General features: G+C 71.1%; 21 protein-coding genes and 1 pseudogene. 14 read left to right on the forward strand and 8 right to left on the reverse strand.

Features of this window, described 5'->3' with window-relative positions; all coding sequences use genetic code 11:
• Window positions 1–196: 196 nt before the first annotated feature.
• Window positions 197–1,005 (forward strand): IS5 family transposase gene (locus ACTWQF_RS05550; protein ID WP_443277599.1). Its coding sequence is split into 2 segments (ribosomal slippage): window positions 197–536 and window positions 536–1,005, totalling 810 coding nucleotides; the frame shifts between segments, so codons are not numbered across the junction.
• Between the two features lie 177 nt (window positions 1,006–1,182).
• Here ACTWQF_RS05550 and ACTWQF_RS05555 read toward each other — a convergent pair.
• Window positions 1,183–1,866 carry a maleylpyruvate isomerase family mycothiol-dependent enzyme gene (locus ACTWQF_RS05555; protein ID WP_443277600.1) on the reverse strand — a complete coding sequence of 228 codons (684 nt, stop codon included), beginning with the start codon at window positions 1,864–1,866 and terminating at the stop codon, window positions 1,183–1,185.
• Window positions 1,867–2,062: 196 nt separating this feature from the next.
• Between ACTWQF_RS05555 and ACTWQF_RS05560 the strand changes: the two genes are divergently transcribed.
• The 4 genes from ACTWQF_RS05560 (at window position 2,063) to ACTWQF_RS05575 (ending at window position 5,019) form a co-directional block, all read left to right on the forward strand.
• Entirely contained in the window at window positions 2,063–2,611 is a 549-nt protein-coding gene (locus ACTWQF_RS05560) for a GNAT family N-acetyltransferase (RefSeq protein WP_443277602.1), read from the forward strand.
• An 11-nt stretch (window positions 2,612–2,622) separates the two neighbouring features.
• On the forward strand, window positions 2,623–3,285 hold the full coding sequence (locus ACTWQF_RS05565; RefSeq protein ID WP_443277603.1) for a M15 family metallopeptidase: 663 nt from the start codon (window positions 2,623–2,625) through the stop codon (window positions 3,283–3,285).
• 154 nt (window positions 3,286–3,439) lie between these two features.
• The gene (locus ACTWQF_RS05570; RefSeq protein WP_443277605.1) at window positions 3,440–4,378 is read left to right on the forward strand and encodes a MerR family transcriptional regulator; all 939 of its coding nucleotides are present in this window, start codon (window positions 3,440–3,442) and stop codon (window positions 4,376–4,378) included.
• A 74-nt stretch (window positions 4,379–4,452) separates the two neighbouring features.
• Window positions 4,453–5,019 (forward strand): GNAT family N-acetyltransferase, encoded by a 567-nt coding sequence (locus tag ACTWQF_RS05575; RefSeq protein WP_443277607.1) that lies wholly within the window; start codon window positions 4,453–4,455, stop codon window positions 5,017–5,019.
• A gap of 49 nt (window positions 5,020–5,068) precedes the next feature.
• Here ACTWQF_RS05575 and ACTWQF_RS05580 read toward each other — a convergent pair.
• Window positions 5,069–5,383: pseudogene (locus tag ACTWQF_RS05580) on the reverse strand (transposase); the annotation flags it as partial.
• 95 nt (window positions 5,384–5,478) lie between these two features.
• Here ACTWQF_RS05580 and ACTWQF_RS05585 point away from each other — a divergent pair.
• The 7 genes from ACTWQF_RS05585 to ACTWQF_RS05615 all read left to right on the forward strand — a co-directional run bounded on the left by ACTWQF_RS05585 (window position 5,479) and on the right by ACTWQF_RS05615 (window position 14,406).
• Window positions 5,479–6,057: a MerR family transcriptional regulator gene (locus ACTWQF_RS05585; protein ID WP_443277609.1), complete on the forward strand. Its 579-nt coding sequence runs from the start codon at window positions 5,479–5,481 to the stop codon at window positions 6,055–6,057.
• A gap of 211 nt (window positions 6,058–6,268) precedes the next feature.
• Window positions 6,269–7,825 (forward strand): benzoylformate decarboxylase, encoded by a 1,557-nt coding sequence (gene mdlC, locus ACTWQF_RS05590; protein ID WP_443277611.1) that lies wholly within the window; start codon window positions 6,269–6,271, stop codon window positions 7,823–7,825.
• Window positions 7,826–7,944: 119 nt separating this feature from the next.
• Window positions 7,945–9,348 (forward strand): FAD-binding oxidoreductase, encoded by a 1,404-nt coding sequence (locus ACTWQF_RS05595; RefSeq protein WP_443277613.1) that lies wholly within the window; start codon window positions 7,945–7,947, stop codon window positions 9,346–9,348.
• Window positions 9,345–10,739, forward strand: a complete 1,395-nt coding sequence (locus ACTWQF_RS05600; protein ID WP_443277615.1) for a cytochrome P450 — start codon at window positions 9,345–9,347, stop codon at window positions 10,737–10,739. Before ACTWQF_RS05595 ends, ACTWQF_RS05600 begins: the two co-directional genes overlap by 4 nt.
• A 34-nt stretch (window positions 10,740–10,773) precedes the next feature.
• Window positions 10,774–12,147, forward strand: coding sequence for a hypothetical protein (locus ACTWQF_RS05605; RefSeq protein ID WP_443277617.1), 1,374 nt, complete (start codon window positions 10,774–10,776; stop codon window positions 12,145–12,147).
• Window positions 12,148–12,250: 103 nt separating this feature from the next.
• Window positions 12,251–14,164 carry a peroxidase family protein gene (locus tag ACTWQF_RS05610; protein ID WP_443277619.1) on the forward strand — a complete coding sequence of 638 codons (1,914 nt, stop codon included), beginning with the start codon at window positions 12,251–12,253 and terminating at the stop codon, window positions 14,162–14,164.
• Window positions 14,161–14,406, forward strand: coding sequence for a hypothetical protein (locus ACTWQF_RS05615; protein ID WP_443277621.1), 246 nt, complete (start codon window positions 14,161–14,163; stop codon window positions 14,404–14,406). Before ACTWQF_RS05610 ends, ACTWQF_RS05615 begins: the two co-directional genes overlap by 4 nt.
• Before the next feature lie 16 nt (window positions 14,407–14,422).
• Here ACTWQF_RS05615 and ACTWQF_RS05620 read toward each other — a convergent pair whose 3' ends face one another.
• From ACTWQF_RS05620 to ACTWQF_RS05640, 5 genes are all read right to left on the reverse strand, one after another.
• On the reverse strand, window positions 14,423–17,776 hold the full coding sequence (locus ACTWQF_RS05620) for a lantibiotic dehydratase (protein WP_443277623.1): 3,354 nt from the start codon (window positions 17,774–17,776) through the stop codon (window positions 14,423–14,425).
• A 7-nt stretch (window positions 17,777–17,783) separates the two neighbouring features.
• Window positions 17,784–19,193, reverse strand: a complete 1,410-nt coding sequence (locus ACTWQF_RS05625; RefSeq protein WP_443277625.1) for a lanthionine synthetase C family protein — start codon at window positions 19,191–19,193, stop codon at window positions 17,784–17,786.
• A gap of 492 nt (window positions 19,194–19,685) precedes the next feature.
• Window positions 19,686–21,533, reverse strand: coding sequence for an ABC transporter ATP-binding protein (locus ACTWQF_RS05630; protein ID WP_443278468.1), 1,848 nt, complete (start codon window positions 21,531–21,533; stop codon window positions 19,686–19,688).
• Between the two features lie 294 nt (window positions 21,534–21,827).
• Window positions 21,828–22,802, reverse strand: coding sequence for a sulfotransferase domain-containing protein (locus tag ACTWQF_RS05635; RefSeq protein WP_443277627.1), 975 nt, complete (start codon window positions 22,800–22,802; stop codon window positions 21,828–21,830).
• 172 nt (window positions 22,803–22,974) lie between these two features.
• Window positions 22,975–23,445 (reverse strand): DUF2000 family protein, encoded by a 471-nt coding sequence (locus tag ACTWQF_RS05640; protein ID WP_443277629.1) that lies wholly within the window; start codon window positions 23,443–23,445, stop codon window positions 22,975–22,977.
• A gap of 58 nt (window positions 23,446–23,503) precedes the next feature.
• Between ACTWQF_RS05640 and ACTWQF_RS05645 the strand changes: the two genes are divergently transcribed.
• Window positions 23,504–24,403, forward strand: a complete 900-nt coding sequence (locus ACTWQF_RS05645; RefSeq protein WP_443277631.1) for an AraC family transcriptional regulator — start codon at window positions 23,504–23,506, stop codon at window positions 24,401–24,403.
• A gap of 1 nt (window position 24,404) precedes the next feature.
• Window positions 24,405–25,112, forward strand: coding sequence for a hypothetical protein (locus ACTWQF_RS05650; protein WP_443277632.1), 708 nt, complete (start codon window positions 24,405–24,407; stop codon window positions 25,110–25,112).
• 30 nt (window positions 25,113–25,142) lie between these two features.
• Here the strand turns inward: ACTWQF_RS05650 and ACTWQF_RS05655 are convergent, their stop codons facing one another.
• The gene (locus ACTWQF_RS05655; RefSeq protein ID WP_443277634.1) at window positions 25,143–25,874 is read right to left on the reverse strand and encodes an alpha/beta fold hydrolase; all 732 of its coding nucleotides are present in this window, start codon (window positions 25,872–25,874) and stop codon (window positions 25,143–25,145) included.
• Between the last annotated feature and the right edge of the window lie 104 nt (window positions 25,875–25,978).

The raw sequence follows: 25,978 nt of genomic DNA on the forward strand, positions 1-25,978 counted from the left end.
CGCCGACGCCACCGAGCAAGGCATCCACCGCATCAATACCAACCCCCGACTTCCATGGTCATTCCTCGCCCATACCGGCCTGACCATCCGCCCACCACACCCACCGAACTTACGAAAAGATCAGTAACTGATCGTTTCAGAATGAGTTGATTCGCAGGTCTTGCACTCGGTGATCTTGGTCCGCAGGGTGTCCCGCGTGCGTGCTGATCTTGTTTCTGATGACCTGTGGGAGCGGGTGGCCCCGCTGCTGCCGCCTGCTCCCGAACGGCGCCACCGGCATCCCGGGCGGCTTCGCGTTCCGGACCGGGCTGCACTCGCCGGCGTCCTGTTCGTGTTGCGGACCGGTGTCGCGTGGCGTGATGTTCCCGCGGAGACGGTGGGCTGCTCCGGAGTGACGGCCTGGCGCCGGCTGCGGGACTGGACCGAGGCCGGCGTCTGGCCGCGTCTGCACGCCGCCCTGCTGACCGAACTGCGCCGCGCCGACCTGCTGGACCTGGATGACTGCTCCGTGGATGGATCGCACGTCCGGGCCGTCAAAGGGGGGATCATGTCGGCCCCTCGCCCGTCGACCGTGCCCGTCCAGGCTCCAAGCATCACCTGATCGTCGACCGTCACGGAACCCCGCTCGCCGTGACCCTCACCGGCGGCAACCGGCACGACGTCACCCAGTTGCTGCCGCTGCTGAACGCCGTTCCGCCGATCCGGGGTCTGCCCGGACGTCCCCGCCGCAGGCCCCGGCGCCTGTACGCGGACCGGGGCTACGACTTCGACAAGTACCGACGCCTACTGTGGAAGCGCGGCATCAAGCCGCTGATCGCCCGGCGCGGCGTCACCCACGGTTCCGGACTGGGCAAGGTGCGCTGGGTGGTCGAGCGCGCATTCGCCTGGGTGCACCAGTTCAAACGGCTCCGCATCCGCTACGAGCGACGCGCCGATCTCCATCAGGGTCTGCTCGAACTGGTCTGCAGCCTCATATGCCTGCGCCGCCTGCGAACCTCATCCTGAGACGATCAGCTACGCCCCGTAGAGCGCGAGGCCGCGGGTGAGCCTACGCAAGTAGATCGACCGCGCCGCCCCGAGCACCGTCCCGGCCGCCCCTCTCGACCTGCCCGCCTGGTGCCACATGACCGGCCACCACTACCTCGGCGCGGTCTCCGACCCAGACCGGTTTGTGCACGGAGATCAGCCCAGGGCGAGCCAGCGGATGCCGAGCCGTTCGACCTGCGCGGCCTCCGCCTCGGTCAGCGGCTCCCGGCCGGTGGCCTTGCGCAGGAAGCGGGAGCGGGACCACTGCAGCTTGTCGGCCGCCGGGGCGTGCTCCGCGCCCAGGAGCAGTTCCGCCACGGCGTCACCGGCCGCCGGGGTGAGCCAGGCTTCGCGTCCGAGTGCGTCGGCCAGGTCGAGGCCGTGGACGGCGACTTCCACGACGCGGGTGAGGACGAATTCCGACAGGAGCATGGCGTCGCCATGACGTGTCCGCACGGTCCGGCCCCCGGGTTGGTCCCGGCACAGCCGGTCGGCCCGCCGCCACGTCGCGGCGAAGTCCTTGGCGAAGGCGGCGCCGTCGGCCGGCCTCGCCGCGCGGTCCTGGGCCAGGGCGATCCGCTTGCCGTTGGTCTGGGGTGAGAAGCGGTCGTCCGGGCGGTAGTACTCCGCCGCGGAGATCTCCGCCTCGCCGGGTTCCGGCGCGTCCAGCATGGCCGGAAGCCAGTCGATCACCACGCATACGTGCCCGAGCAGGTCGCGTACGGTCCAGGGAGCGCAGCGTGTCGGAAGGTTCCACTCGGCCTCGGACAGGCCGGCCATGGCGTCGCCGAGGGCTGCGCATTCCCGCTGAAACGCTTCGACAACCTGGTCGTGACCCACGCTGTGTCGCCTTCCGTTCGCCCGCTGTCCCGCGTTCGCTTCGCCGTCCCGCCGGTTCCGCTCCGCGCTCACTTCTCAGATCATCGACACGCGTACCGAAGCGGTCCCGGTTGCAGACGGCAGGAAAATGATCGCCGGGCAGCAGCCGGGCTTCTCTGTCGATGGCTCTCATGGGGCGTGCGATAGGTTCCCCGCCGTGATCGAACCTGGAACCTTCACCTGGCCGACGGCCCCGTTACCGACCGACCGGCTCGTGCTCCGCGCGTCCGAGGCCCGGGACCGCGCGGTCTTCGTCGAGCTGTTCGCCTCGCCCGAGGTGGGCACCTACATCGGCGGCGCCCGGCCTCGCGACGAACTCGAACGCGCGATGCCCGAAGTGCCCGGACGACGCCCCGGCTGTTTCGTGGTCGAACTCGACGGAACGATGATCGGCATGATCACGCTCGATTCCCGCAGTGCCGAGCGCCGGGGACATGTCCGCCCCGAGGCCGGAGAGACCGAACTCGGTTACCTGTTCCTGTCCGAGGCGTGGGGACGCGGTTACGCCTTCGAGGCGTGCGCGGCGGCACTCGACTGGTTCACCGGCGCGCGGCCCGGCGAACCCGTGGTGCTCTCCACCCAGAGCGCCAACGACCGGGCGATGCGCCTCGCGGCGAGACTGGGCTTCACCGAGGTCGAGCGGTTCGAGGAGTACGGCGCCGAGCAGTGGTTCGGCGTGCGCCACCCGGCCACGTCGGCAGGATGAGGGGCGGCGACATGGACGCGATCGTGCTGATGTCGGATCCGAAGGTCGCCGCCGTGCCCGTGATCGAGTCCGGCGAACGCCTCGTGGACGTCCGCCTCGGCGGCCGTCTGCTCGTCGACACCCGCAAGCAGGACCCGGCGGACGCCTTCGCCCACCTGCGGGAAGGTGTGCTGGAGCGGCTGCTCACGGCGCAGACGATGCTGCCGGTGGGCATCCGGCTGCTGTTCGTCGAGGGGTACCGGCCCCCTTCCCTCCAGCGGGAGTACTTCGAGGAGTACGCCGGCCGGCTGCGGGCCGCCCACCCCGGCTGGTCCTCCCAGGAGATCCACTCGGCGGCGAGCAGGTACGTGTCACCCCCCGACATCGCGCCGCACAGCGCCGGCGCGGCCGTCGACCTCACCCTCGCCGATGCCGACGGATACGAACTGGACCTGGGCACGCGCATGAACGCGGACCCGGAGGAGAGCGCCGGCGCCTGCTACACCCACGCCCCGGACATCAGCGAGGAGGCCCGCGCCAACCGGAAGCTGCTGGGCACCGTGCTCACGGCCGCAGGGCTGGTGAACTACCCCACGGAGTGGTGGCACTGGTCCTTCGGGGACCGCTACTGGGCCTTGCTCACGGGAAAGCCCGCGGCCCTCTACGGCCCCAAGGAGCTCGGCTGGCGCAACTGACCGACCAGACCTCCTGTTCCGGCCCGGGCAGTGCACCGACGGCGAGCCGTGGTCCGGCAAGAGGAATTGTCAAGACTTGTGGATGAGGAGTGGTTGCCTGCCGGCAGGCGAAGGGACTTGAGTCTCCCGTAGGGGGAGACACGAAGGTGGGGACATGAACGGCGACACGCTCTACTCGATCGGCGAACTTGCTCGACGGACCGGTCTCCCGGTCAAGACCATTCGGTTCTACTCCGATCGCGGAATCGTGGCGCCGACCGACCGCAGCCCGGCCGGCTACCGCCTCTACAGCATCGACGCCGTGGCACGCCTGGACCTCGTGCGTACCCTGCGCGAGCTGGGACTGGACCTTCCCACGATCCGCAAGGTCGTGGACCGTGAGCTCTCGTTTCCGGAGGTCGCCGCAGCGCACGCCGAAGCACTGACGGTGCAGATCCGCGTCCTGTGCCTGCGGCGCGCGGTGCTGACGGCGGTGGCCGAGCGCGGGTCCACACCTGAGGAGACGGAACTCATGCACCAGCTGGCCCGGCTTTCCGAGGACGAACGCAGCCGTCTGATCGGTGATTTCCTCGACGCCGTCTTCGGCGGTCTTGACGCCGCCCCCGCATGCGCGGGGGTCAGGCGCTCGATGACCCCCGAGTTGCCCCACAACCCGAAGACAGAGCAGGTCCAGGCGTGGGTGGAGCTGGCCGAAATGGCCCTGGACCCGGGTTTCCGCGCCGTCGTGCGGCGGATGGCCGAGGACCAGGCGGCCGAGCAGACCCGAAGCGGCGTGACGGTCCCGCGCCGCGACATCACCGCAGCCGTCCGTGACCAGGTCGGCCCGGCCCTGACCGCAGGCATCGACCCGGCCTCACCCCAGGCCGATCCGATCGTCGCGCAGTTCACGGCGTACTACGCGCACCTCCTCGGCCGCCCCGACGACGTCGAGCTTCGCCGCCGGCTGGCGACTCGGCTGGAGAGCGTGAACGATCCGCGCCGGGAGCGGTACCTCCAGCTGCTCGCAGTGGTCAACGGCTGGCCGACCCCGGAGAGCCTGGCTCCAGTGTTCGACTGGTCCGTCCAGGCTCTGCGCGCCCGGACACGGCAATGACGGGGCGGTCACAAGGCGGCATGGGGCGGACGCGGCTGGCGTCGGGTGAAAACGCCGCCACATACCATCGGCTGATGAGTGCCCCGGTCGTACTTCAGGTGGCCGCGTCGCCGGTCTCTCCCGCTCTCGTTCTTCGCCCCTGGCGCGTGGAGGACGTCGCCGCATTGGTCGAGGTGAGCCAGGATCTCGCACTGCGCCGGTGGGCGAGCTCTGTCGTGGACAACGATGCCGACGGGACACGCTGGGTGCAGGCTCAGCAGCAGGGCTGGGCAACGGGGGACCGGTTCGGCTTCGCCGTCCTTGAGGCACGGACCGGTTCAGTTCGCGAACAGTTGGTGGGCAACGTGGTCCTCAAGGAAGTCACCTCCGGCAAACCGGCGGCCGAAGTGGGCTACTGGACCGCGGCACACGCTCGTGGGCGGGGAGTAGCCTCCCGCGCCCTGGAGGCACTCACCAACTGGGCCTTCGACACCTTCGAAGCCGACGGGCTGGAGCGTCTCGAACTCCTCCACCAGGTGGACAACCCGGCATCGTGCCGGGTTGCACAGAAGAGCCGCTACGACTTCGCCACCCTCCTGCCCGCGGCACCGCCCTCCTTCCCCCGCGATGGCCACCTGCACATACGGCGCGCGAGTGCCTGAGACCCTCCCGACTTCTGCGGACCGGCTGAGGCTGCTCACGCCGAGAGGGGCTCGGGCGTTCGACGAGGCGGTCGCGTTCGAACCGCGCCCCGGAACGAACCAGAGCGACAAGGTGGGGTGCATTCACAGCCCGCCGGCGGGCCTGGGCTGACTCGACCAGCTTGAAACCCATCGCCAGTCCGGCGGCCCGGCTGCCGGCACCCTTCGTCACCTTGGTCCGCAGCCGCACGGTGGCGAACATCGACTCGATGGGATTCATGGTCCGCAGATGAATCCAGTGCTCGGCGGGGAAGCCATAGAAAGCCAGCAGCTCGTCCTCATCGTCCACGATCTTCTTGACCGCCTTGGGGTACTTCGCGTTGTACCTTGTGTTTTGTGGGGAGGGCGAGCCGGTCATACCGAATGGCGGAGCCCATCCGGCTTCTGTGGAGCGGTTGCCGCTGAGGTTGAAAGGGCGGGGTGAACATCCAGACGCTGCGTTACTACGAGCGGCGTGGCCTGTTGGCCGAGCCGGAACGCAGCAACGGAGGCCACCGTCTGTACGGCGAGGAGGCGGTGACCACGCTGCGGGTGATCAAGGCCGCCCAGCGGCTCGGGTTCACCCTGCGGTGGCACCGGCAGGACATCTACGCCGCCCATCCCGGCATGTACGGCGAGGGGCCACCTCCGCACCGGCTGCGTGGGCGGCCGACGTGTTCTGTGTGGCCGGGGGCCGGGATGTGCTGGAGCTCGGTGCCGGGCACGGACGCGACTCCTTCCATTCTGAAACGAGCAGTAATGCGGGACCCGCGCCCCGCAAGGGGCGCGGGGAACTGCGCGCCCGGCCACTGGGGATACCTCCCTGCTCGAAGAGCTTGGGGGGAGTACCCGCAGTCCGCGCGCTCCCGGCAAGGGCACCCCCTTACCGGAGCTCCGCGTCCATGCGACCTCGGACGCCCGGCTCCGGTTCAACTGACCGACAGCAGCCACCGTGTGCGGCCCGGCCGTTGTGAAGAAAGCATCAGTGCGCGCGGTTTGCCGAACGGGTCGTTGACGTAAGGCCGCGGCGGTCGGCGGCAGGAGCCCGGAACGACGGCTCGGAGGCAGAGCAAAACTGGAGAGAGCGGGACATTTTGTCGGGTCGTGGCTGTCGTGCTGCATTGGCCTCCGCACGCCGGGACCGTCGTCACGGTCACCGCCAGCACTGCGGGAAGGGACCTCCATGCGCACAGTCCGGGAATCCGCCCTGGATGTTCTGAGAACACGCGGCATGACCACGGTTTTCGGTAACCCCGGCTCGACCGAGCTGCCGTTCCTGAAGCAATTCCCCGACGATTTCCAGTACGTGCTCGGCCTTCAGGAGGCCGTGGTCGTCGGCATGGCGGACGGTTACGCGCTCGCATCCGGCGTCACAGCGCTCGTCAACCTGCACACCGGCCCCGGCACCGGGAACGCGATGGGCGCCATCCTCAACGCCCGCGCCAACCGCACCCCCATGGTGGTCACCGCAGGACAGCAGGTACGGGCGATGCTCACCATGGAGGCGCTGCTCTCCAACCCCCAGCCGGCGCTGCTGCCGCAGCCGGCCGTCAAGTGGGCGTACGAGCCGCCGCGTCCGGCCGACGTGCCGCCCGCGCTGGCCCGGGCCGTACAGCTGGCCGAGACCCCGCCGCACGGGCCGGTGTTCCTCTCCCTGCCCATGGACGATTTCGACGCCACCGTCACGGAAGCGGAGGACCAGGCAGCGCAGGCCACCGCCGCCCGCAGGGTCGAGCACGCCACAGCTCCGCGGCCGGAGACCGTCCGGTCGCTTGCCGACCGCGTCAAGCGGGCCCGCTCCGCGGTGCTGGTCGTCGGCGACGATGTGGATGCGTCCGGTGCCTGGGACTCCGTGGTCCGGCTGGCCGAGCGCGGTGGGCTTCCGGTCTGGTCCGCGCCCGCCTCTGCTCGCGTCTCCTTCCCGTACGGCCACCCGCTGTACCGGGGCGAGCTGCCACCCGCCATCGGTCCGCTCACCCGGGCGCTGGACGGTCACGATCTGGTCGTGGTCATCGGCGCGCAGGTCTTCCGCTACTACCCCTACGTACCGGGCCCGTACTTGCCCGACGGCACCGAACTGGTCCTCGTCACCCGGGACTCCGACGAGGCTGCGAAGGCCCCGGTCGGCGACGCGGTCGTCGCCGACCCCGCGGCGACGGTCCAGGCGCTGGCCGAGCAGTTCCCCGCCTGCGAGCCTGCTCCCGCGCCGGACCGGCGGGTACGCGTCCCGCAGGCGGCCGACGGGGCCCTGCCGCCCGGCACCACCTTGGCGGCCGTCGCAGAAGGGGCGCCCGATGACACGCTGTGGGTGAACGAGTCGCCGTCCAACATTCCGCAGTTCCACGAGGCGACCCGGATCAGCACCCCTGGTTCCTATCTCTTCTCCGCGGGCGGCGGGCTCGGCTTCGGAGCCGCCGCGGCCGTCGGCGCACAACTCGGTGCCCCCGACCGGCCGGTCGTCGCCGTGCTGGGGGACGGCTCGGTCCACTACGCCGTGCAGGCGCTGTGGACCGCGGCGGCCTACCGCGTGCCCGTCACCTTCGTGGTGCTGAGCAACGCGCGCTACGCGATCCTGCAGTGGTTCGCGCAGCTCGAACATGCCCAAGGCGCCCCCGGGTTGGACATCCCAGGGCTGGACATCTCCGCGATCGCCGCCGGCTACGGGGTGCGCTCCCTCCGCGCCGAGGGCGCGGGGGAGCTCACCAAACTCGTACGGGACGCCACGGCCCAGCAGGACGGCCCCGTCCTGATCGACGTTCCGGTCACCACGGAGCTTCCCTCGCTGTGAGCCACCGGCGGTATCCGCCTCACCGCCCACCGTTTCCCGCCCTCCGTACAGCACCGCGGCCGCACTCGCCCTCTGGCCCCACTGGCCCCCCACTGGCCGCACGAACCCTGGAAGGCCCCATGTCCCCTGACCTCACGCAACTGCTGCACGAGCTGCGCGACCGACTCCCCGCGGACACCCTGCTGACCGACCCCGATGCGCTGGCCGCGCATACCAGGGACGCCGCCCCGTTCTCCACCCCCGGTGTCCCCGCCGCCGTCGCCCTGCCGCGCACCGCCGATCAGGTCGAGGAGGTGATGCGGACCGCGTACGCGCACGGCGTCCCCGTCGTCCCGCAGGGCGCTCGGACCGGACTCGCCGGTGCCGCGAACGCGGTCGACGGCTGCCTCGTGCTCTCGACCCTGCGCCTGGACCGGATCGGCACCGTCGACCCGGTCAACCGGCTGGTCCGGTGCGAGCCCGGCGTGATCACGAAGCGGCTCAACGACGCCGTCGCCGCGCACGGTCTGGCCTATCCGCCCGACCCCGCGTCGTGGGAGACGTGCACGATCGGCGGCAACATCGCCACCGGAGCCGGCGGTATCTGCTGTGTGAAGTACGGCGTGACCGCCGACTACGTCCTCGGTCTGGACGTGGTCCTCCCGGACGGGCGGCGGATGCGCACCGGACGCGACACGGCCAAGGGCGTCGCCGGATACGACCTGACCCGGCTCTTCGTCGGCTCGGAGGGCACCCTCGGCGTCATCGTCGGGGCCACCCTGGCGCTGCGGCCCGCCCGGCCCACCCCGCTCGCCCTCCTGGCACAGTTCCCGAGCCTCACCGCGGCCGGGAACGCCGTCGCGGCCATCACCGGAGGGGGACACCTGCCCTCGGCCGTCGAGCTGCTGGACCGGGCGACCTCCCAGGCCGTCGCCGAGTACGGGCATGCGCTGCTGCGGCCCGACAGCGCCGCCACCCTCATCGTCGAGAGCGACACCCCCGACCCGGCGCCGGACCTCGCGGCGATGAAGGCGCTGTGTGAGGGCGCCGGTGCCGACCAGGTGGTCGCCGCAGGCACTGCCGAGGAGTCGCAGAAGATCATCGAGGCCCGGCGGCTGGTGTCCCCGGCGCTGGGCGCTTTCGCCGCCGGTCTCGGCGGACAGCCCACGGCGTTCATCGAGGACGTGGCCGTACCGCCGTCCGAACTGGCCAAGTTCGTCGGCACGATCGAGGACATCGCCCGGCGCCACAGGCTGCGGATCTTCACGCTCGGCCACGCCGGGGACGGCAATCTGCACCCCACGGTCGTCTTCGACGAGTCCGACCCCGACGAGGTCCAGCGGGCCCGCACCGCCTACGACGACATCATGGCGGCGGGACTGGCGCTCGGCGGCACCACCACCGGCGAACACGGCATCGGGACGCTGAAGCGCGAATGGCTCGGCCGCGAACTCGATGCCGTCAGCCTCGAGATGCACCGCGGCATCAAGCGGCTCTTCGACCCCCGCGGGCTGCTCAACCCCGGAAAGGTTGTGGAAGCATGACCCGGCCCGCGCCCCAGGCCGGCTCGCGCGAGCCGGGCGACACCACGGACTCCGCCGGCCCTGCCGATGCGCAGCCCGGGAGCACCGTCGCGCGACCGCTCCGCGCCCGTCCCGGCGAATCCCTCCGCTTCGCCGTCACCCACTCCGTGCCGGCCTTCGCCCGAGGCATTCCGGCCGTACGCCCAGGGGCCGTGACGGTGCTGGGCGCGGCAGGCCAGCCCCGCTGGTCCGCCGCGACTCTGCGCGCCCTGCGCGACCGCTACGACGGCGCCCCCGTGCTGCTCGGCGGGGCCTCCGGCGACACACTCGTCCTGCTCGACCCCGCCGACGTCCAGGAGTTCTTCGCCCGGCCGGTGCGCGAACTGGCCCTGGACGCCGTGGACAAGACGAAGATGCTCTCGGTCCTCGAACCCACCGGAGTCGTCTGCTCCCACGGCAACCTGCGCGAGGAGCGCCGAGCCCTCAACGACCAGGTGCTGGCTCACCACGACGAGGCCCACCCCTCGTGCGGCACGTACCGGACCGTCATCGCCGAGGAGTGCACGCGGCTCACCACCGGGCCCACCCTTACGTACGCCCGGCTGCAGCGCACCGTCGAGCGCATCTCACGCCGCATCGTGCTGGGAGACCAGGCAGCCGGGGACGAGGAACTGCACCGCTGGCTGCTCGCCCTGCGCAAGGAGGGCAACTGGGGCGTGGTACGGCGCGGCCCCACGCCGGCCGGCCGGCGGCGGTACGAAGCCGCCACGAATCGGCTGCACGTCTACGCGCCGCACGCCCCCGCATCGACCCTGATCGGGCGCGCCAGGGACACGGCATGCGGCGAGGACGTCGACGCCGTGGGCCAGGCCCACCACTGGTTCCTGGCCCTCGACTCGGTCGCCGCCATCGTCGCCCGTACGCTGCTGCTGCTCGCCGCCCACCCGGCCGAACAGGCAGCGCTGCACGACGTACCGGACGCTCCCGACACCACCCGGCTGCAAGCCTGCGTTCAGGAGACCCTCCGGCTCTATCCGGTGGTGCCCGATCTGCTGCGCATCCTGCGCGCCGACACCACCTGGCGCGGGGTGCCCTACCCGGCCGGGACGCACGTCCTTGTCCCCATCGGGTTCCTGCAGCGGGACAGCGACCTGGTTCCCGGCGGTTCGCTGTTCGCCCCGGGCCGCTGGCAGGCCGAGGGCGCCGACCGGGACACGCGGATGGCGCCGTTCAGCCACGGGGAGGGCCGCTGCCCCGGTGACCGGCTCGGGCTCATGGCCGCCGCCGAAGTCTGCGCACAGCTGCTCCGCGACCACCGCGTCACCGGCGGCCGACCCCGGCTCGACCCGTGCCGGCCGCTGCCGGGCGTGCTGAACGCCCCCGGCATTCAGCTCACCCTGGCCCACTCCTGACCGCACCGGACCGCCGACCTGGAGGCACCACCCCATGGCCGAAACCGGCACCGATACCGACACCGACCCGGACGTGGCCCGTCTGCACGAACTGTGCCGCGAGTTGGGCGAGGCGGCGGACGCCGTACGCCGAGCCTCCCGATACGCGGGCGAGCTCGCTCTGGGCACCCGGCTCCCGGTGCGAGCACTCGGCAGCAGCCGGGCCCGTGCGGCACTGCGCTCGCTGCTGCACGCCCTCACCGACCCGGCCGGGCTGGGCTGGGCGGCCGAAGGGCGGCACCCGGCGGCCCGTGCCGCCTGGCTGACCGGCGTGCTCACCAGCCGCGAAAGCCTCGCGGTGAGCCTGGCCGTCGCGGGACTCAAGGCCCGCATCCGGGCGGCGGCCGTCACGCATCCCGAACTGCTCACCGACCCCGACACCGCCCGGGTGCTGCGGGCCATCGACGACGACCGGCAACGCGAGGCCCTGCGCACCTTCAAGTCCATCATCGGCAGCCAAGGTGCCGAACGCGCCTTCGCCCTGCTCGCCCCGTCGTTCGGCGACATCCTGGCGTGGAACGCGCTCACCGACGAGAACCCCTTCAACGACGACGCCGCCTGGGAGATCGCCACGGGCCGCACCCTCACCGGCGCCGAGCCGGTCCTCGGTATCGGCGCCCGCATCTGGGCCCTCCTCGACCGGGGGCCCGGCCGCGCCGAACCCGTCACCCCCGACCCGTCCCTGCTGGAGAGGCTCGACTGCTCCGGCACCGTCGTCGGCTGCATCCGCAACATCGGGACCGTGGGCACCGGCGGGACCCTGCTCGTCCAGCAGGTGACCGGCCCCGACGGGGCGACGCGGTACGTCGTCCAGCTCGCCGGGATGGCCACCGACGCCCTCTCCAAGTCCAGCCCTCAGGATGTGCTCGGTGCCGTCCACGCGGTCGCCCGGCCCGGCACGCCGTACTCCCGTGCCGTCACCCGGGCCCTGCGCTCCTGGGTGCCCTCCGGCCGTGACATCGCCCTCGTCGGGCACAGTCTGGGCGGCATCACCGCGATGAACCTCGCCGCCGATCCCGACTTCTGCGCGCTGTACCGCGTCACACACAGTGTGGCCATCGGCTCACCCGTCGACGGCAAACGCCCGGCCGACCCGGAAACCCGCGCTTTCTCGCTGATCAACGAACACGATGTCGTGCCCAGCCTGGAGGGCCGCTCCGCCGTCTCGCCGTACGCCCTCCCGGCGCAGTTCACCGAGTACACCTGGACCGATGACACCCACGCCTTCCCGCTGTGTCACGCGGCAGAACGCTACGCGCACAACCTCCGGTTCGACGTGCCCGAGGCGAGCGCCGATGTCGACGCGGCGCTCGCTCCGTACCGCGGCCGGGTGACCGCCACCCGGCTCTTCGCGCTCTACGACCGCTGACACCCGTCCTCCTGCTCCCGTCGGCACGAGGGGCCCGTTACTCGTGCCGTGAGGCTTTCCGACCCGTCCGACTCGTTGCCGTATGCCTGCCTGGAGGTCCCGGATGACCGACACCGCACCCAACAACACCGGCACGCCCGCCGGTCCTGCCTCGACCACCTCGGACATCCCCGCACAGGCCGGCAGTCCGCCCTCGTCCCAGCCTTCGCAACCGGCGCCCTACGGACCGCCCGGCGTTCTGGAACGTCTCGGCTCCGCCGCCTTCGCCCGTATCAACCGCCGCCGCGAATGGCACGAGCTCCCCACCGCGGTCGGCCTGTTGAACCTTCGCTTTCTCCGCGACGACCTGCGCCGTGAGAACCTCCACGACACCTACTGCGCCGGCGGCGAGCGGCCCCGCCGCGCCCCGGAGAGCCTGCCGCCGTACCGCACCTACGACGGATCGGCGTACGACCCCCATGACGCGGACATGGGCCGCGTCGGCACCCGCCTGGACCGCAACGCCCCGCTCCACCTCGCCTTCCCGGACAGCGACGCCGACCTGATGTCGCCCAGTCCGCGCGAAGTCAGCCGTCACCTCCTGGCCCGGCGCAGCTTCCTGCCGGCCCCCACCCTCAATCTGCTGGCCGCCGCCTGGATCCAGTTCGAGAACCACGGCTGGGCCAACCACGGCGACAACGAACAGGCCGAACCGTTCACCGTGCCGCTGGCCGAGGACGACGACTGGGCGGGGGAGTGCCCCATGCGCATCAACCGCACCCGCCCCGACCCGGTCGCGCACACCACGCCCCACGCCCCGCCCACGTACGAGAACACCCTCACGCACTGGTGGGACGGCTCCCAGATCTACGGCTCGTCCGAGGAACGCTGCCGGTCGCTGCGCACCGGCGAGCGGGGGCACCTCATCGTCCAGGACGGCCGCCTGCCGGCCGACCCCAGGCCGGGCATGTCCTGTCTCGACGCCACCGGGATGAACAGCGACTACTGGACCGGCCTGTCCCTGCTGCACACCCTGTTCGCCAAGGAACACAACGCGATCTGTGCCTACCTGCACTCCCACTACCCCACCTGGGACGACGAACGGCTCTTCCACACCGCCCGGCTCGTCAACACCGCTCTCATGGCGAAGATCCACACGGTGGAGTGGACGCCGGGCATCCTCGACACCCCCGTCCTGCACCGCGCCATGAACGCCAACTGGTGTGGCGTCCTGCCGAGTTGGGTCCGCAAGAAGTACGGACGTATCGGCCAGGGCGAGATGCTCAGCGGCATTCTCGGCTCCCCGACGGACCACCACGCGGCTCCGTTCTCCATGACCGAGGAGTTCGTCTCCGCGTACCGGCTCCACCCCCTCATCCCGGACGAGCTGACACTGCGCGACCACCGCTCAGGCCGCCGCCGGGAGACGATCGGCTTCGACGACATGCAGGGCGCCACCACCCGCACCGCGATCGACGCACACGGCATGAGCGACCTGTTCTACAGCTTCGGCACCGCCAACCCGGGCGCCCTGGTCCTGCACAACCATCCCGACTCGCTGCGCAGACTGACCCGGCTCACCGGTGAACACGTCGACCTGGGCACCGTCGACATCCTCCGCGACCGCGAACGTGGCATTCCCCGCTACAACGCCTACCGGCAGATGCTCCGCAAGCGCCCCGTCACCTCCTTCGAGGAACTCACCGGCGGCCACCCCACCGACACCCCGCTGCTGGAGGAGCTCTACGAGGGCCGTCTCGACCGCGTCGACACCCTCGTCGGCAACCTCGTCGAGCCCCGCCCCGCCGGTTTCGGCTTCAGCGACTCCCTCTTCCGCATCTTCATCCTGATGGCCAGCCGACGGCTCAAGAGCGACCGCTTCTTCACCACCGACTACCGGCCCGAGATCTACACCCCCGAAGGGCTGGAGTGGATCGACCGCAACGGCATGATCCGCGTCCTGTTGCGCCACCACCCCGAACTCGCCGACGCGCTGGACGGCGTGACCAACGCCTTCGCCCCCTGGAGGAACCTGTGAAGCCCTCGCTCCCCGCTCCCCGCCCCGCCTCCGACGGCCCGACCACCCCCGCAGCTCAGCTGCGGGCCCACGCCGCAGCGCTCCAAGCGCACGCCGAACGACTCCGCGCAAGCGCCGACGCCATCGAGTGGACCGGCCCGGAGGCCGCCGCCTTCCACCACCAGGTCGAGCAACTCGCCCACCGTTGCACCATCGCCGCCGACGCCCTCGCCCACCCCGCGACCCTCCTGGACGCCCCCTGATCCACGCCGGGAGTGATCAGCGGGCGTGGGCGGCGCGGTCGAGGAGGCGCCGCCAAACCCCGTAGGAGATCTCCTCCTCGGTGCGGCGGAGGCCCATGCGGTTGCAGTGCATGTGGAGGAGGCTCAGGACGATGCGGTCCGCCTGGAATTGGCCCGCCCCCTGCAGCTCGGCCATCCGCCGCGTCAGCCGTTCCGCGGCCGGGCGCCAGGAGGCGGCGGCCTCGTCGAGCAGTCGGCGGGTCGGGCCGTCATCGGTGAGCGCGGTCCACAGGCTTCGCCCGGCCGCCCGGTACAGGCTGCCGCCGGCGTTCCGTGTCGCCGCGGCGCGGGCGAGGGCGTGGCGCGCGTCGGCGTCGGGAATCAGGGACGCGCACAGCCGGTCGAGAGTGAGGGCGACCAGTGCGGCACGCTCCAGGTCCGCGTCCAGGCCCAGGTCCGGCTCGGGGCCCAGGCCCGGCAGTCCGGTCCCGCCGTTGCGAAGGTGCCGGAGGAGTTGAATGACGGCCGTGCTGTCCCGCCGGAACAAGTCCTCGGCATCGGCGATGAGTTCGGGGCCGCCGTAGCGCTCGACCTCGCGCTGGTAGCTGACGAAGGCGTGGTCCGAGATCTGCCCGCCGCGGGCGAGATCGTAGGCCCAAGCGGTCACATCGCGCAGGACGTCCTGGCGCGCGGCCTCCTCGGGTACGAAGAACCGTACGCGCAGGTGGGGTGCCGGATCGGCGTAGCGCACGAAGAACGGGGCGGCCACGCCGTACCGTTCGGACATCTGCTCGGCGAGGGCGGCCAGGCCCACCCCCAGCAGCGTGTCATGGGCGTCCGGCTCGGCGTAGAGCTTGACGGCAAGCCAGTCGCTGCCGACCCGCTTGATCCGGTCCTCCGGATCCTCCCGGCCGCCCCGCCCTTGTGCCGTGGTGGAGCGGGGCTGGACGCGCCGGGCGGCCCGGCCCGGGTCCAGGCTGGTTCGTACGAGGGGCACAACGATCTCGGAGGCGTACGGCTCACCGGCGGCGTCGCGCAGGAAGCCCTCGTCGGGTGCGGGCAGCACCTCCTCCAGGACGACTCCTTCCTCCGGAGCCTGTTCCAGGGTGTCGCGCAGTTCGCGCAGCGAAGGGGCGCTGGTGAGGTCGAGCAGCAGAGTGTTGTCCTGGTCGACGATGTTGACCAGACGGGGCACCATCCACGTCCGGGCCCAGGCGTCGACGGCCTGGGCGAATGCGGCCAGTCCGTCCCCGCCGCCGTGGTCGTGGCTGCCGGAGCCGTGGCCGGAGGGGCCATCGGAGCGGCCGTCGGACAGCGCGAGTTCCCCCCTGCGCAGCCGCCACTGCGCCCGCCGCAGCACCAGATCGCCTCGCTCGACGCGGGGCAGGAACGGCATGGTCCAGCCCAGGTCTCCCCAGCTGAATGACGTGACCAGGCGCGAGAGCGCGTAGGAGACCTCCACCATGAACCGGCAGGGGTCCGGCGCCCCTGCCAGGTTGAGCATCGTGCGCTGGGTGACATGCAGCCGCCGGCCCAGTGAGCGGCTGCGCAGATAGAGCTTTCCTCCGGACACGCCGACGAGGACGTCGTCCAGGCGGATCACATGGTCCTCGTCCCGGCCGGGCGTGACGTTGACCGGCAGTTCCCACGTGTGCGCGGTGGGACGGATCGAGACGTTGATGGACCTGGCGTCCGCGGGGAGGTAGGACAGCTCGGCGCAGACGGCGTCGCCCTGGTGCCGTTCCTCGGCGGCGGCCAGCTCCCGCAGCGCGGACTGCGCCTCGTCGTCGAGGAGATCGTGGAAACGGGCGAAGGTCCTGCCGCCCATCCCCACCCCGATGGTGCTGCACACACCGCGCCAGTGCGCGCGGCCGGGGCCCGGTGCCGTGAGGCTGAGGTACAGATCGAGGACGGGGAACGGCGGCCGGTCGTCGTCCTCGGTGGCTGAGGCGTCGGCGATCTCGTCGAGCAGCCGGTCGTCGAGCTGGACGCTCAGCTCCCGGCGTGCGAGAGCGGTGTTGGCCAGCCGGGTCAGCACGGCCTCCCGGGACGACAGGTCCGGGAAGCCCGACCCGGCCTCGGGCTCCTGGGCGACACCGGGCAGCGGGTAGGCCCGTCCTGGGCAGCGGTAACGACGGGGCGGGCCGAGGCCGGTCTCCGGGGTCAGCGCCTCCAGCAGGGGGACCTCGGAGCCGTCGCCGTACCGTTCGGAGAAGGCTTCGGCGTACTCCGCGAGGTGCGACGGGTACCGGTCTTCCGTTCCCACGCGCGCGAACACGTGGGCGGCCTCCTCGGCCAGGTCGGCCACGGGCCGTGGGAGGACCGGGGGCGCGTCGAAGTCCAGCGTCGAGTCGATCTGAAGGGTCGGCCCTGAGCGGCCGGCGACGGCTTCGGGCACCGGCGCGCTCGCCGTCTTCAGCAGTTCCCGCACCGGGATCGCGCCCTGGTTGAACGCGCTGATCGCCGCCTCGACGTCGTCGATCGCCCGCGCGACGGCGGGGTCGGTGACGGGCGGCAGCATCGAGCGCAGGAGCGCGTCGGGCTCCGTCCCGCCGGTCGGCGGGACGAGCAGCCGGGGTCGCTCGGCGGTGATGAGGATGTCGCTGTCGAGGAGACCGTCGAGCAGCGCTGCGATCCGCTCGGCGCCGGCACTCGGATAGTCCTCGGTGAGCCGCGCGTTGAGCTCGCCGAGCGTCGTCGGCGTGCGGGTGTGGTCGAGCACGGACCGCACCGGGGCCGTGAGCCGGACGCTGACGAAGCGTCGGCCCCTGGGCGTGGTGGGCTCTTCGTCATGCGTGCTGGCGCGTGCCTCGGCACCGGCGTCCAGCCCATAGCCCTCGGCGGTGGACAGCCACACCCGGCCGCGGGAGACGTGGAGCAGGTCATTGCGCCGCACGCTCACGTCGTGGGGGCGCTCGGCGCCGAAGGCGAGCCGCTTCACCAGGTGCATGACCCAGCCCGAGTCGGCGCGTGCGCGGGCCGTTCCGATGGAGCTCTGCCCGAGCCGGGCGCGCTGCTCCTCGCCGAACACGCCGGTGGCCACCCCCGCGAAGAGGCCGAACGGCGTCGAGCGGAAGCTCATCCGGTTCAAATAGCGGCTGAGGCCGCGGACGGCCTTCCGCCGGTTCTTGCCTGTGAGGCTGTCGAACCGCTCAACGGCGTCCGCCAGATGAGGCGAGGCGGCCCGCACGGCGTCCGGCACGCCCGGGGTCCACCACAGCTTGAGGAGCTGGTCCGCGAAATCGTCCTGCCAGGTGTCCGTACGCACGGCGTCGCCGTCCGCCATGGGCAGCGACCTGAGCAGTTCGAGCATCGGACGGGTGGGCAGCGCCGGCGCTCTGAGCATGAAGAACCCGCAGGCCCGGTAGGTGTCGGCGGTCTTTTCGGTCATGTCTTCCTCACGCCTGTGTCGCGCCCGGTCCGCGCCCGCGTGCGGGCCCCGGGGTCAGGAACAGCAGCTCGTCCCACCCGGCCGCGGCGTCGGACACGGTGCCGAGAAGGGCGAGCAGGACTCCGGCCGCACCGACCAACAGGCCGGCCTGGTGCTCCTGCTCTCCCGTCGGGGTGTAGTTCGGGAAGAGGTAGGGGTGGTCCGGGTCCGCGTGGGAGCACAACCGCGACCGGAAGTCGTCGTGCATACGCCACAGGTCCGGCGCGCCGGTCTGGGCGGCGGCGCGGCCGTAGATGGTCACCAGCCCTGCCAGCCCGTGGCACATCGTGGGTGAGTTGAGGCGCTGCTGCTCGACAGGGGTGCGTTCGACGCCGAGGAGCGCGGCCACCGCGAGGTCGGCCGGCTCCGGGTCGCCGCAGGCCGCCGAGGCCGACAGCAGGGACGTCGCGACACCGGGCGCGCCATAGCACCACCCGGGCCTGGCCGGTACCCGCGAGACGGTGTCGGGGCGCCCGTTGTCCGGGTGGGCCGGCACAATGTACGGCCACGCCGGATGGTCGAGGCCGTCGATGCGCAGCGCTTCGATCGTCCGGGCGAGGGCGCGGATTCCCTGCCGCACCCGGCGAGGCCGCGCGTCTCCCCGTTCGCCCCGGCCCGCGATGCCGGCCGCGTAGGCGGTGTCGGGGCGGGAGAGGGCCGCGAGAATACCCGCCGGCCCGTGGGCGAATCCCATGTTGTACATGCCGTCGGGATACTGCTTCACATATGTCGGAAGGCGCACCAGCTGTCCGTCGGGGCCCGGAATGCGGGGGAAGTGGGAGGGCGCGCAGAACCACCTGGGCCTGCCGCCGTCGTCCTGGGCCAGATCCAGCAGATAGCCGACGAGGCGGTCCGTGGCCTCCTCGGCCGCGTCCGTCGCGGGCCCGCCGAGGACATCCGCGGCCTTGAGGAGCGCGGCGAGCCAGCCGGCCGCGCCCGAGATGACGTCGAAATCGCATTCGGCCACGCTGCCGACGGCGACGGGGAGCGTGATCGCCAGCGTCTGCCGCGCGAGCTGATCGGTCATCGTGGTGAGCGTCGGGAGGTAGCGCGGCTCCAGCCGGGCGTACTCGGTCACCGCCCAGACGACTCCCGCGGTGCCGTGGTACAAGCTGGCCTCGCGCAAGGGCGCAGCGGCACTCGCCTCGGCGGCGCGCCGCAGCTGGAGTCGGCCTGCTTTGAAGTAGCGGTCGTCGTCGAAGACTTCGGCGGCATACCGGAGGGCGAGCGCGACGCCGGGGGCGCCGTCGGCGAGATCCGCTTTCCCTTCGGCGGCGCCGGCCGATGCCGTGAGCCGGTCAGCCACATCGCGAGCCAGCCGCAGAACCTCGTCGTCGGTCGCTTTCCCCGCGGGATGAGACGCGGAATGAGACGCCATGGCACCGCTCCCTTCCTCGGCCTTCCTGGCAAGCGACCACACGGAGGGCACGGGAATCCCCTGTGCACGGACTACGGGACCCTCCGCGTGGTGCGCCATGGGGGTGCGTCACATCAGACGTGGCGTATCAGCAGCACGTGCTGAGCGTGTCGGTGCACGCCGATGTACGCGACGTCCCGCAAGTGTCGTTCGTGGCACCGCCGGAATGGGACGAAACCTCCGCGTAACCGACACGCAGGTCGAGAGCGAATTCGTCTTCCAGTATCTCTTCGTTCATTCTGTTCCCTCCGTTCAAGGGGCCCCGCACGGGATTCGCCGGGCCGACGGCCTTTGTGAATACCGGATTTCCCCCGAGGCTCTTGAAACGTAGTGGAGCGTCGCGATCAACGTCAACTACCAAAGGGAATGCACCTGTTGGTGAACTTCCGATGCTTTGAAGTCATCGCAAGATTGGCGAAGGCCGGCCATCGGCAAACTGCCGCTGAATGGTGATCAGTACGTCCGGGACGCGGCCGGCGGCGAGGCGAGCCCGTACTGTGCGGCCTGCGCCTCGAACATGCCCCGGTACAGCCCGCCGCCCCTTCCCATGAGCTGCTCATGGGTGCCGTGTTCGGCGATGTGCCCGTGGTCCAGGACGTAGATGTGGTCGGCCGTGGCGGTCGCGGCGAGCCGGTGGGTGATCAGTACCACCGCGGTGCCGCTGTCGGCCAGTGTGCGCAGGCGCTCGAACGCCTCGATCTCGGCGTGCGGATCGAGCGCGGAGGTCGGCTCGTCGACCAGCAGGACGGGTGCGCCGCGGTAACGGCTGCGGGCGTTGCCCAGTTTCTGCCACTGACCGCCCGAGAGCTGCACGCCGCGTTCGTACCCTTTGACGACGATGGAGTTCCAGCCGTGCGGCAGACCCTCGACCAAGTCGTCCACGTCAGCAGCCCGCGCGGCCTCCTTGACCCGGGCCATGTCCCGCGGGCGGTCACCGGCACCGATGGCGATGTTCGCGGCGGCTGTCATCTGCCAGTTGGGGAAGTCCTGCGTCAGCAGCCCGACGGACCGGAAGACCTCTGCCCGGTCGGCCTCGCGCAGCTCCACCCGTTCCCCGGACGGGCCTTCCCACCACACCTTGCCGCCGGTGGGCAGCAGCAGCCCGGCCAGGATCTTGGCCAGCGTGGATTTGCCGGAGCCGTTCGCGCCGACCAGCGCGGTCACCTCGCCCCGCCGTACGGACACATCCACGTTCTGCAGCGAGGGCACCCCGGCGCCGGGGTAGGTGAAGGAGACGTTGCGCACCTCGATGGCCTGCACCGGGGAGGGCAGCGGCTTGCCGGTCTGCGGGATGGCGTGCCGGGCCGCCAGCTGGGTGGCTTCCTCGGTGTCACCGAGCTGCAGCATCTCCTCGTACATGCGGTTGACCTGCTGCACCAACGACGTGAGCCGGGCAGTGGAGTTACGGATGGCGACCACCGCGGTGCCCCCGACAGCCAGGGGGAGACCGCCGCTGGTCAGCAGCCACCACAGCACCCCGTAACAGCCCAGGGAGGCCAGGCCGGAGAACGCGCCGGCGACCAGATCGGTGTGGGCCTGGGCCCGGGCCAGACGCCGCTGCTCGGTCTCCATCAGCCCTGACATCTCCTCGTACCCGCGCAGCAGCACGGAGCCTGCCGCGTGTGCCCGGATCTCTCCGGCGGCGTGCGGCATCGTCAGGTACTGCAGCAGCGTCACCACCGCCCGCCGGTGATCCACCCAGTGGCGACGCGAGATGTACTCCCGGCGCGCCGAGCGCACAGCGCCCCAGCCCTTGGGCAGGGCGATCGCCAGCAGCATCGGCAGCAGCGACCAGTGCAGCGAGGCCAGCACGAGGGCTGCGGCCACCATGCCGATCACGACGTTGGCGACGCCGACGGACAGGCTGAGCATGCGCCGCGCCGAGTCGGTGCCGAACTTCCCCGCGTCCAAGTGCCGTTGGACCTCCGGCCTTTCGGTGGCCTCCACCTCCACCCGCGTGACCGCCCGGTAGTACCGGAGGGAGACGGCCCGCTCGACCTGGGGCTCCAGCCGACCGGACATCGCCGTCGACCAGGCCGACAGCAGCGCCGAGCCCACGGAGACGATGGCCAGCATCGCGAGCGCCGGGAGGGACTGCTGAAGTTTGTCACTGGCCGGGCCGTCCGCGAACAGCTTGCTGAGCGCCCCGTTGACCGCCACCAGCCCGAACGCGGCCGTCAGCCCCTGGCCGATCTGCGCGGTCACCAGGCCGGTCAGCGCCCGCGGGTCCGCAGCCCATCCGGCCCGCAGCACCACGCCCACCATGCGCGGCAGCGCGGCAGCCATCTGACCGAACCGCATACGCGTCAGCGCGCCCTCGTGCTCGACGAACGCGTCATCCCAGCGCAGCCGCCCGCCGAACAACTCCCGTTCCGCTGCCGAGACTCCTTCCGCGGTCACCTCCTCGCGCGGCTCATCCTCGGGCGCTGGGGCGGGACTTGGGGCCACGGTTTCCTCCGGATGGGCGCGTCAGGTGTACTGGTGATCTGTGAACGGGGCCGAGGAGGGCGCTCGGGCGGGGGATCACCGTACTCATGCGCTCAGCGGAAGATCAGGGCGGGGGAGGAACCGGCGGGACCACCTCCGCATCGGTGGTCAGTCCGTCGGCGCGGCCGGGAGCGGGTGGGCCGGGTGCAGCCAGGCCACCAGGTCGGGGCCGGCGAACTCGGCGGTCACCTCCGCGTACCGGCGCAGGTCCGGCTCGGCCAGGACCTCCCTCCACTGGCCGGACGAGCCCCGGTGGAAGAAGTCGCGGGTGTTGCGCCAGACGGCCATGTCGGCCTCGGGGACGAGCTGGTCGGCATTGCCGCGCATCGCCTCGAAGGTCGCCGCCCGCACGAGTTCGGGGAACCTCTCCTCGGGCACCGCGATGCCGAGCCGCCGCGCCAAGTGGCGCATGTTCCCGGCCAGATCGGACTTGAGGTCGTCGTAGTGCAGCAGCACCACGTTGCCGAGGTGCCGGGCTTCCCAGAACGTCCGCAGGTGGTGCAGCGTATAGCGCAGGCTCGCCGGCGCCTCCGTCACCGGGGCCCGGTTCTCGACCCAGCGTCGGAAGCCCGCGGCGCCCGGCTCGGCAGCCTCCCGTACCCGCCGGGTCACCTCCTCGGCCACCTCCGCGGCCGCCTGCTCACCGGCTGCCCGCGCGCGGATACGGGCGACGGTGGCCGGGTCCATGTTGGCCATGTGGTGCTGCGTCGACAGACCCACGTCGCGCGGGTCGCGGCCCACGCACACATACGTCACGCGCTCGTCGTACGGCAGGCCGTCCAGCGGGGTGTGGGACTTGACGAACCGGCGGTGCCGTTGCGCCTCCAGGGAGGCCACCACCTCGTCGCGGTCCCGGTACAGCACATCCAGCCAGGGCGACATGCTGTTCAGGGGCCGCGGGAGCCCGGGGGTGCCGTGTACGAGGAGGGCGCAGATCATCTGCGTCCACGTGGTGCCGCACTTGGGCGGCGTACTGATCACGATGTCGCCGCCGCGGAAGGGGAAGCCCGCCCACCGCGCGCTGTCGAGGACCGGGGAGCGGTACCGGACCACGGGACGACCGCCGGCTGCTGTCTCCACCACCGGATCAACTCCTCCTCGTCCAGCGCCCGTACTGTGTGTACGCACGCCGCTGCGGACCGTACCCGCGCCCTCTCCCGCGCACACCGCGGGCACCGCCACCCTCGGCCCCGTCACACCGAGGAGGGCCGCCGAGCCCGATCGGCCCTCGACGGCCCTCCGCCACTGCCACTGCTCAGGGATGCATCCGCGCGCCTTTGATGACCTTGTCCACCGCGTTACGCGGCCCGTAGACGGCCATCCCTGCCAAATCGAGCTGATCGGTGCCCACCGCGCGTACGGCTGCCCGGTTGTCGCGGTCGTTGCCCGTGCGGAACAGATCCGAGGTGAACACAGCCCTCGGCAGCGAGCGGGACAGCGCACGACCGTGTGCGGTGGTCAGCATCTCCTTCGTCCCCTCGAAAACCAGCACGGGCTGGCGGAACATCGGCAGATACGCGATGCCGTCGGCGTCCGCGTACGGCTCGCCGATCACCTCGGGCGACACCGTACCGAGCCCGCTGACGACGAAGGCGGTCACATTCAGCCGCTGCCAGGGCTCCAGGTCGTCACGCAGCAGTACGGCGATCTTCGTATCGAAGCGGACAGGCGCGTTCTCGGCCCCCGTGCCGGTCTCGACCCCGGCCCGGGTCCCGGTCTCATCCATCGTTCTCATGCTGTGAGACTGCAGGCTGCACGCCTGCGCGGTCTTGTACGTTCTTTGCATGGTGTCCCAGCAGGAAATCTCTGCTTGGCGCCCGTCGGTCCCGGGCGTCATGGAGGTCCTCCACGCCCACTTCACCGAGCATGTGTACCCGATGCATGTCCACGACGCCTGGACGCTGCTGATCGTCGACGACGGCGCGGTCCGCTACGAGCTGGACCGCCATGAGCGCGGCACCCCGGACGGCACCGTCAGCCTGCTGCCGCCGCAGGTCCCGCACAACGGCTCACCCGCCACCCCGCACGGCTTCCGCAAGCGGGTCCTCTACCTCGACATGACGCAGCTGGACGCCGGCTTCATCGGGCCTGCGGTCGACGGCCCGGACCTCACCGACCCCCTCCTGCGCAGACGTGTCGGACAGCTGCACACCGCCCTCGCCGGCCGGGGGGACGAGCTCGAGGCGGAGAGCCGGCTGGCCCTCATCAGCCAGCGCCTGCGCGAGCACCTGCGCCCCGGTCCCGCCGTCGGCGGCACGGTGCCCGACCGGGGCATCGCGCAGAACCTGCGTGACCTCCTCGACGAGCGATTCCGCGAAGGCACCACGCTGGAAGAGACCGCACGTGTGCTCCACGCCCACCCCGCGCATCTCGTACGTGCCTTCAGCGCCGCGTTCGGCATGGCACCCCACCAGTACGTGACGTCCCGCCGCGTCGACCTTGCCCGTCGTCTGCTCCTCGACGGATGGCCACCGGGCGAGGTGGCAACCGCCGCCGGCTTCTACGACCAGTCCCACCTCACCCGGCATTTCAAGCGGGTCCTGGGCATCGCCCCGGGCCGGTACGCCAGGGGGCACGCCCGCGCGCCTCTATGCTTGCCCGGCACACCGGAACCACCGGCCACGCGCTCCGCCGGCCCTCGCGGCGAAGGGTGTGTCAGCGAGCGCGAGCGGAGAAGACGGTGAGATGAGGCGTCTTGTGATCCCGGCCGTGGCAGCCGTCATGGCCCTGGTCGGCGGCTGCGCCGACGAGCCGAGCGGCTGCGATGCGAAGCCGAAGCTCTCGAAAGCAGAGGGCGAGAGGCGGCCGGTGGAGATCGAACCGAGCCAACGGCATCCCGGCATCGTCGACTCCGAGTTGGAGGACGCTCTCCCGTCGCCGGAGCTCGAGGCGGAGCCGGTCGAGAAGGTGCTCAACCACCTGCGGCAGGAGACACTGCGCATGGCCGGTGTCATCGGCGAGACCGGTCCCGGCAAGTGTGATGGCGAGGTCATGCGGCCACGCGGCGAGACCGTCCGCTGCACCGTGTCCTTCAAGGGGGTGACGGTGCCGTGGCTGGTGACCAGCAAGGGCATGACGTCGGGCAGCGCCGGGGCCTTCAGCCAGGATTTCGTCTACACGGCCAAGCCGCTGAAGACAGTTCATACCGCCCAGTCGGTCTACGACCTGTTCGCCTGGGAGACCGGGAAGAACGGGACGACGGAAGGTCCGCTGGCGCCGGTGGATCCGCGGTGCGACCGGCTTCCGGAAGTGTTCACCGCGGAGCCTGGCGAGAAAACCGGCCACTTCTGCCAGGACATCTCGGTGACCTGTACCGACGACGTCCAGCACGTCGAGTGGAACGACCGGGCCATCCATGTCGACAAGCGCGGGCGACTGTCGTTCCTCGCCTGATATTCCAGTGCGGTCCCGGCGATGGCGCACTCAGCTGACGGCAGGGAGCTGCCGAGCGAAGCGGCGGACGGCATCGGTGAAGGCGTCCGGGTCGTCGAAGTTCGCGAGATGTCTTGCCCGCGGGATCAGCTCGACGCGAGCGTGGGGATGTGCGCGGGCGAAGTCCGCCTCGCCGGCCCGGAATACGGTGTCTTTCTCGCCGTTCAGGATCAGTACCGGAGCCTCCACAGAACGTATCGCGCTTGCGTCGAAGCGTCCCAATACCTCGCCCCAGGCTGCGGGCAGGGTGTGGAAGGCGTAGCCGGAACGTATGGTCGCCTCCACCACTTCTGGTGCGTAGAGCCGCCGCAGCAACCGGTCGTTCCACTGGGCCAGCCGATCCGCCGGTATATGAGGGACCAGCCTGGCGACCCACCGATACGGCGCCGCCCAGAGGCCGCGGGTGGAGGCGCTGGCTCCCGCGAGGATCAGCCCGCGCAGTTGTTCTGGACGACGCCGCGCAAACTCCAGCGAGGCGTAGCCGCCGAGCGAGTGCCCGACGACCAGAGCCGGTCCACGGTCGAGCGAGTCCACCGCGGAAGCGATGACCTCTGTCGCACTGCTCAGGCTCCAAGGTTGAGCCGAGCGCTCCCCATGGCCGGGCAGGTCGACGGCGACTACCGGGAATTCGTCACGGAGTGCAGCAAGCTGCATGCTCCACTGTCCCGCGCTGAAGCGTGTCCCGTGAACGAAGACTATGGGCACAGCGTCCGCTGCCGTCATCAGTTTCCCCCCGGCGAGTACCGTCCAGCCGACTCTACCGGCGCGGTCTCGCTCACGATCACGAACGCCCGCCGAAACGTCCGCGACCACGAGAGGCTGCCCGC

Source organism: Streptomyces sp. 8N114 (genome assembly GCF_052245835.1).
Lineage (GTDB): Bacteria > Actinomycetota > Actinomycetes > Streptomycetales > Streptomycetaceae > Streptomyces.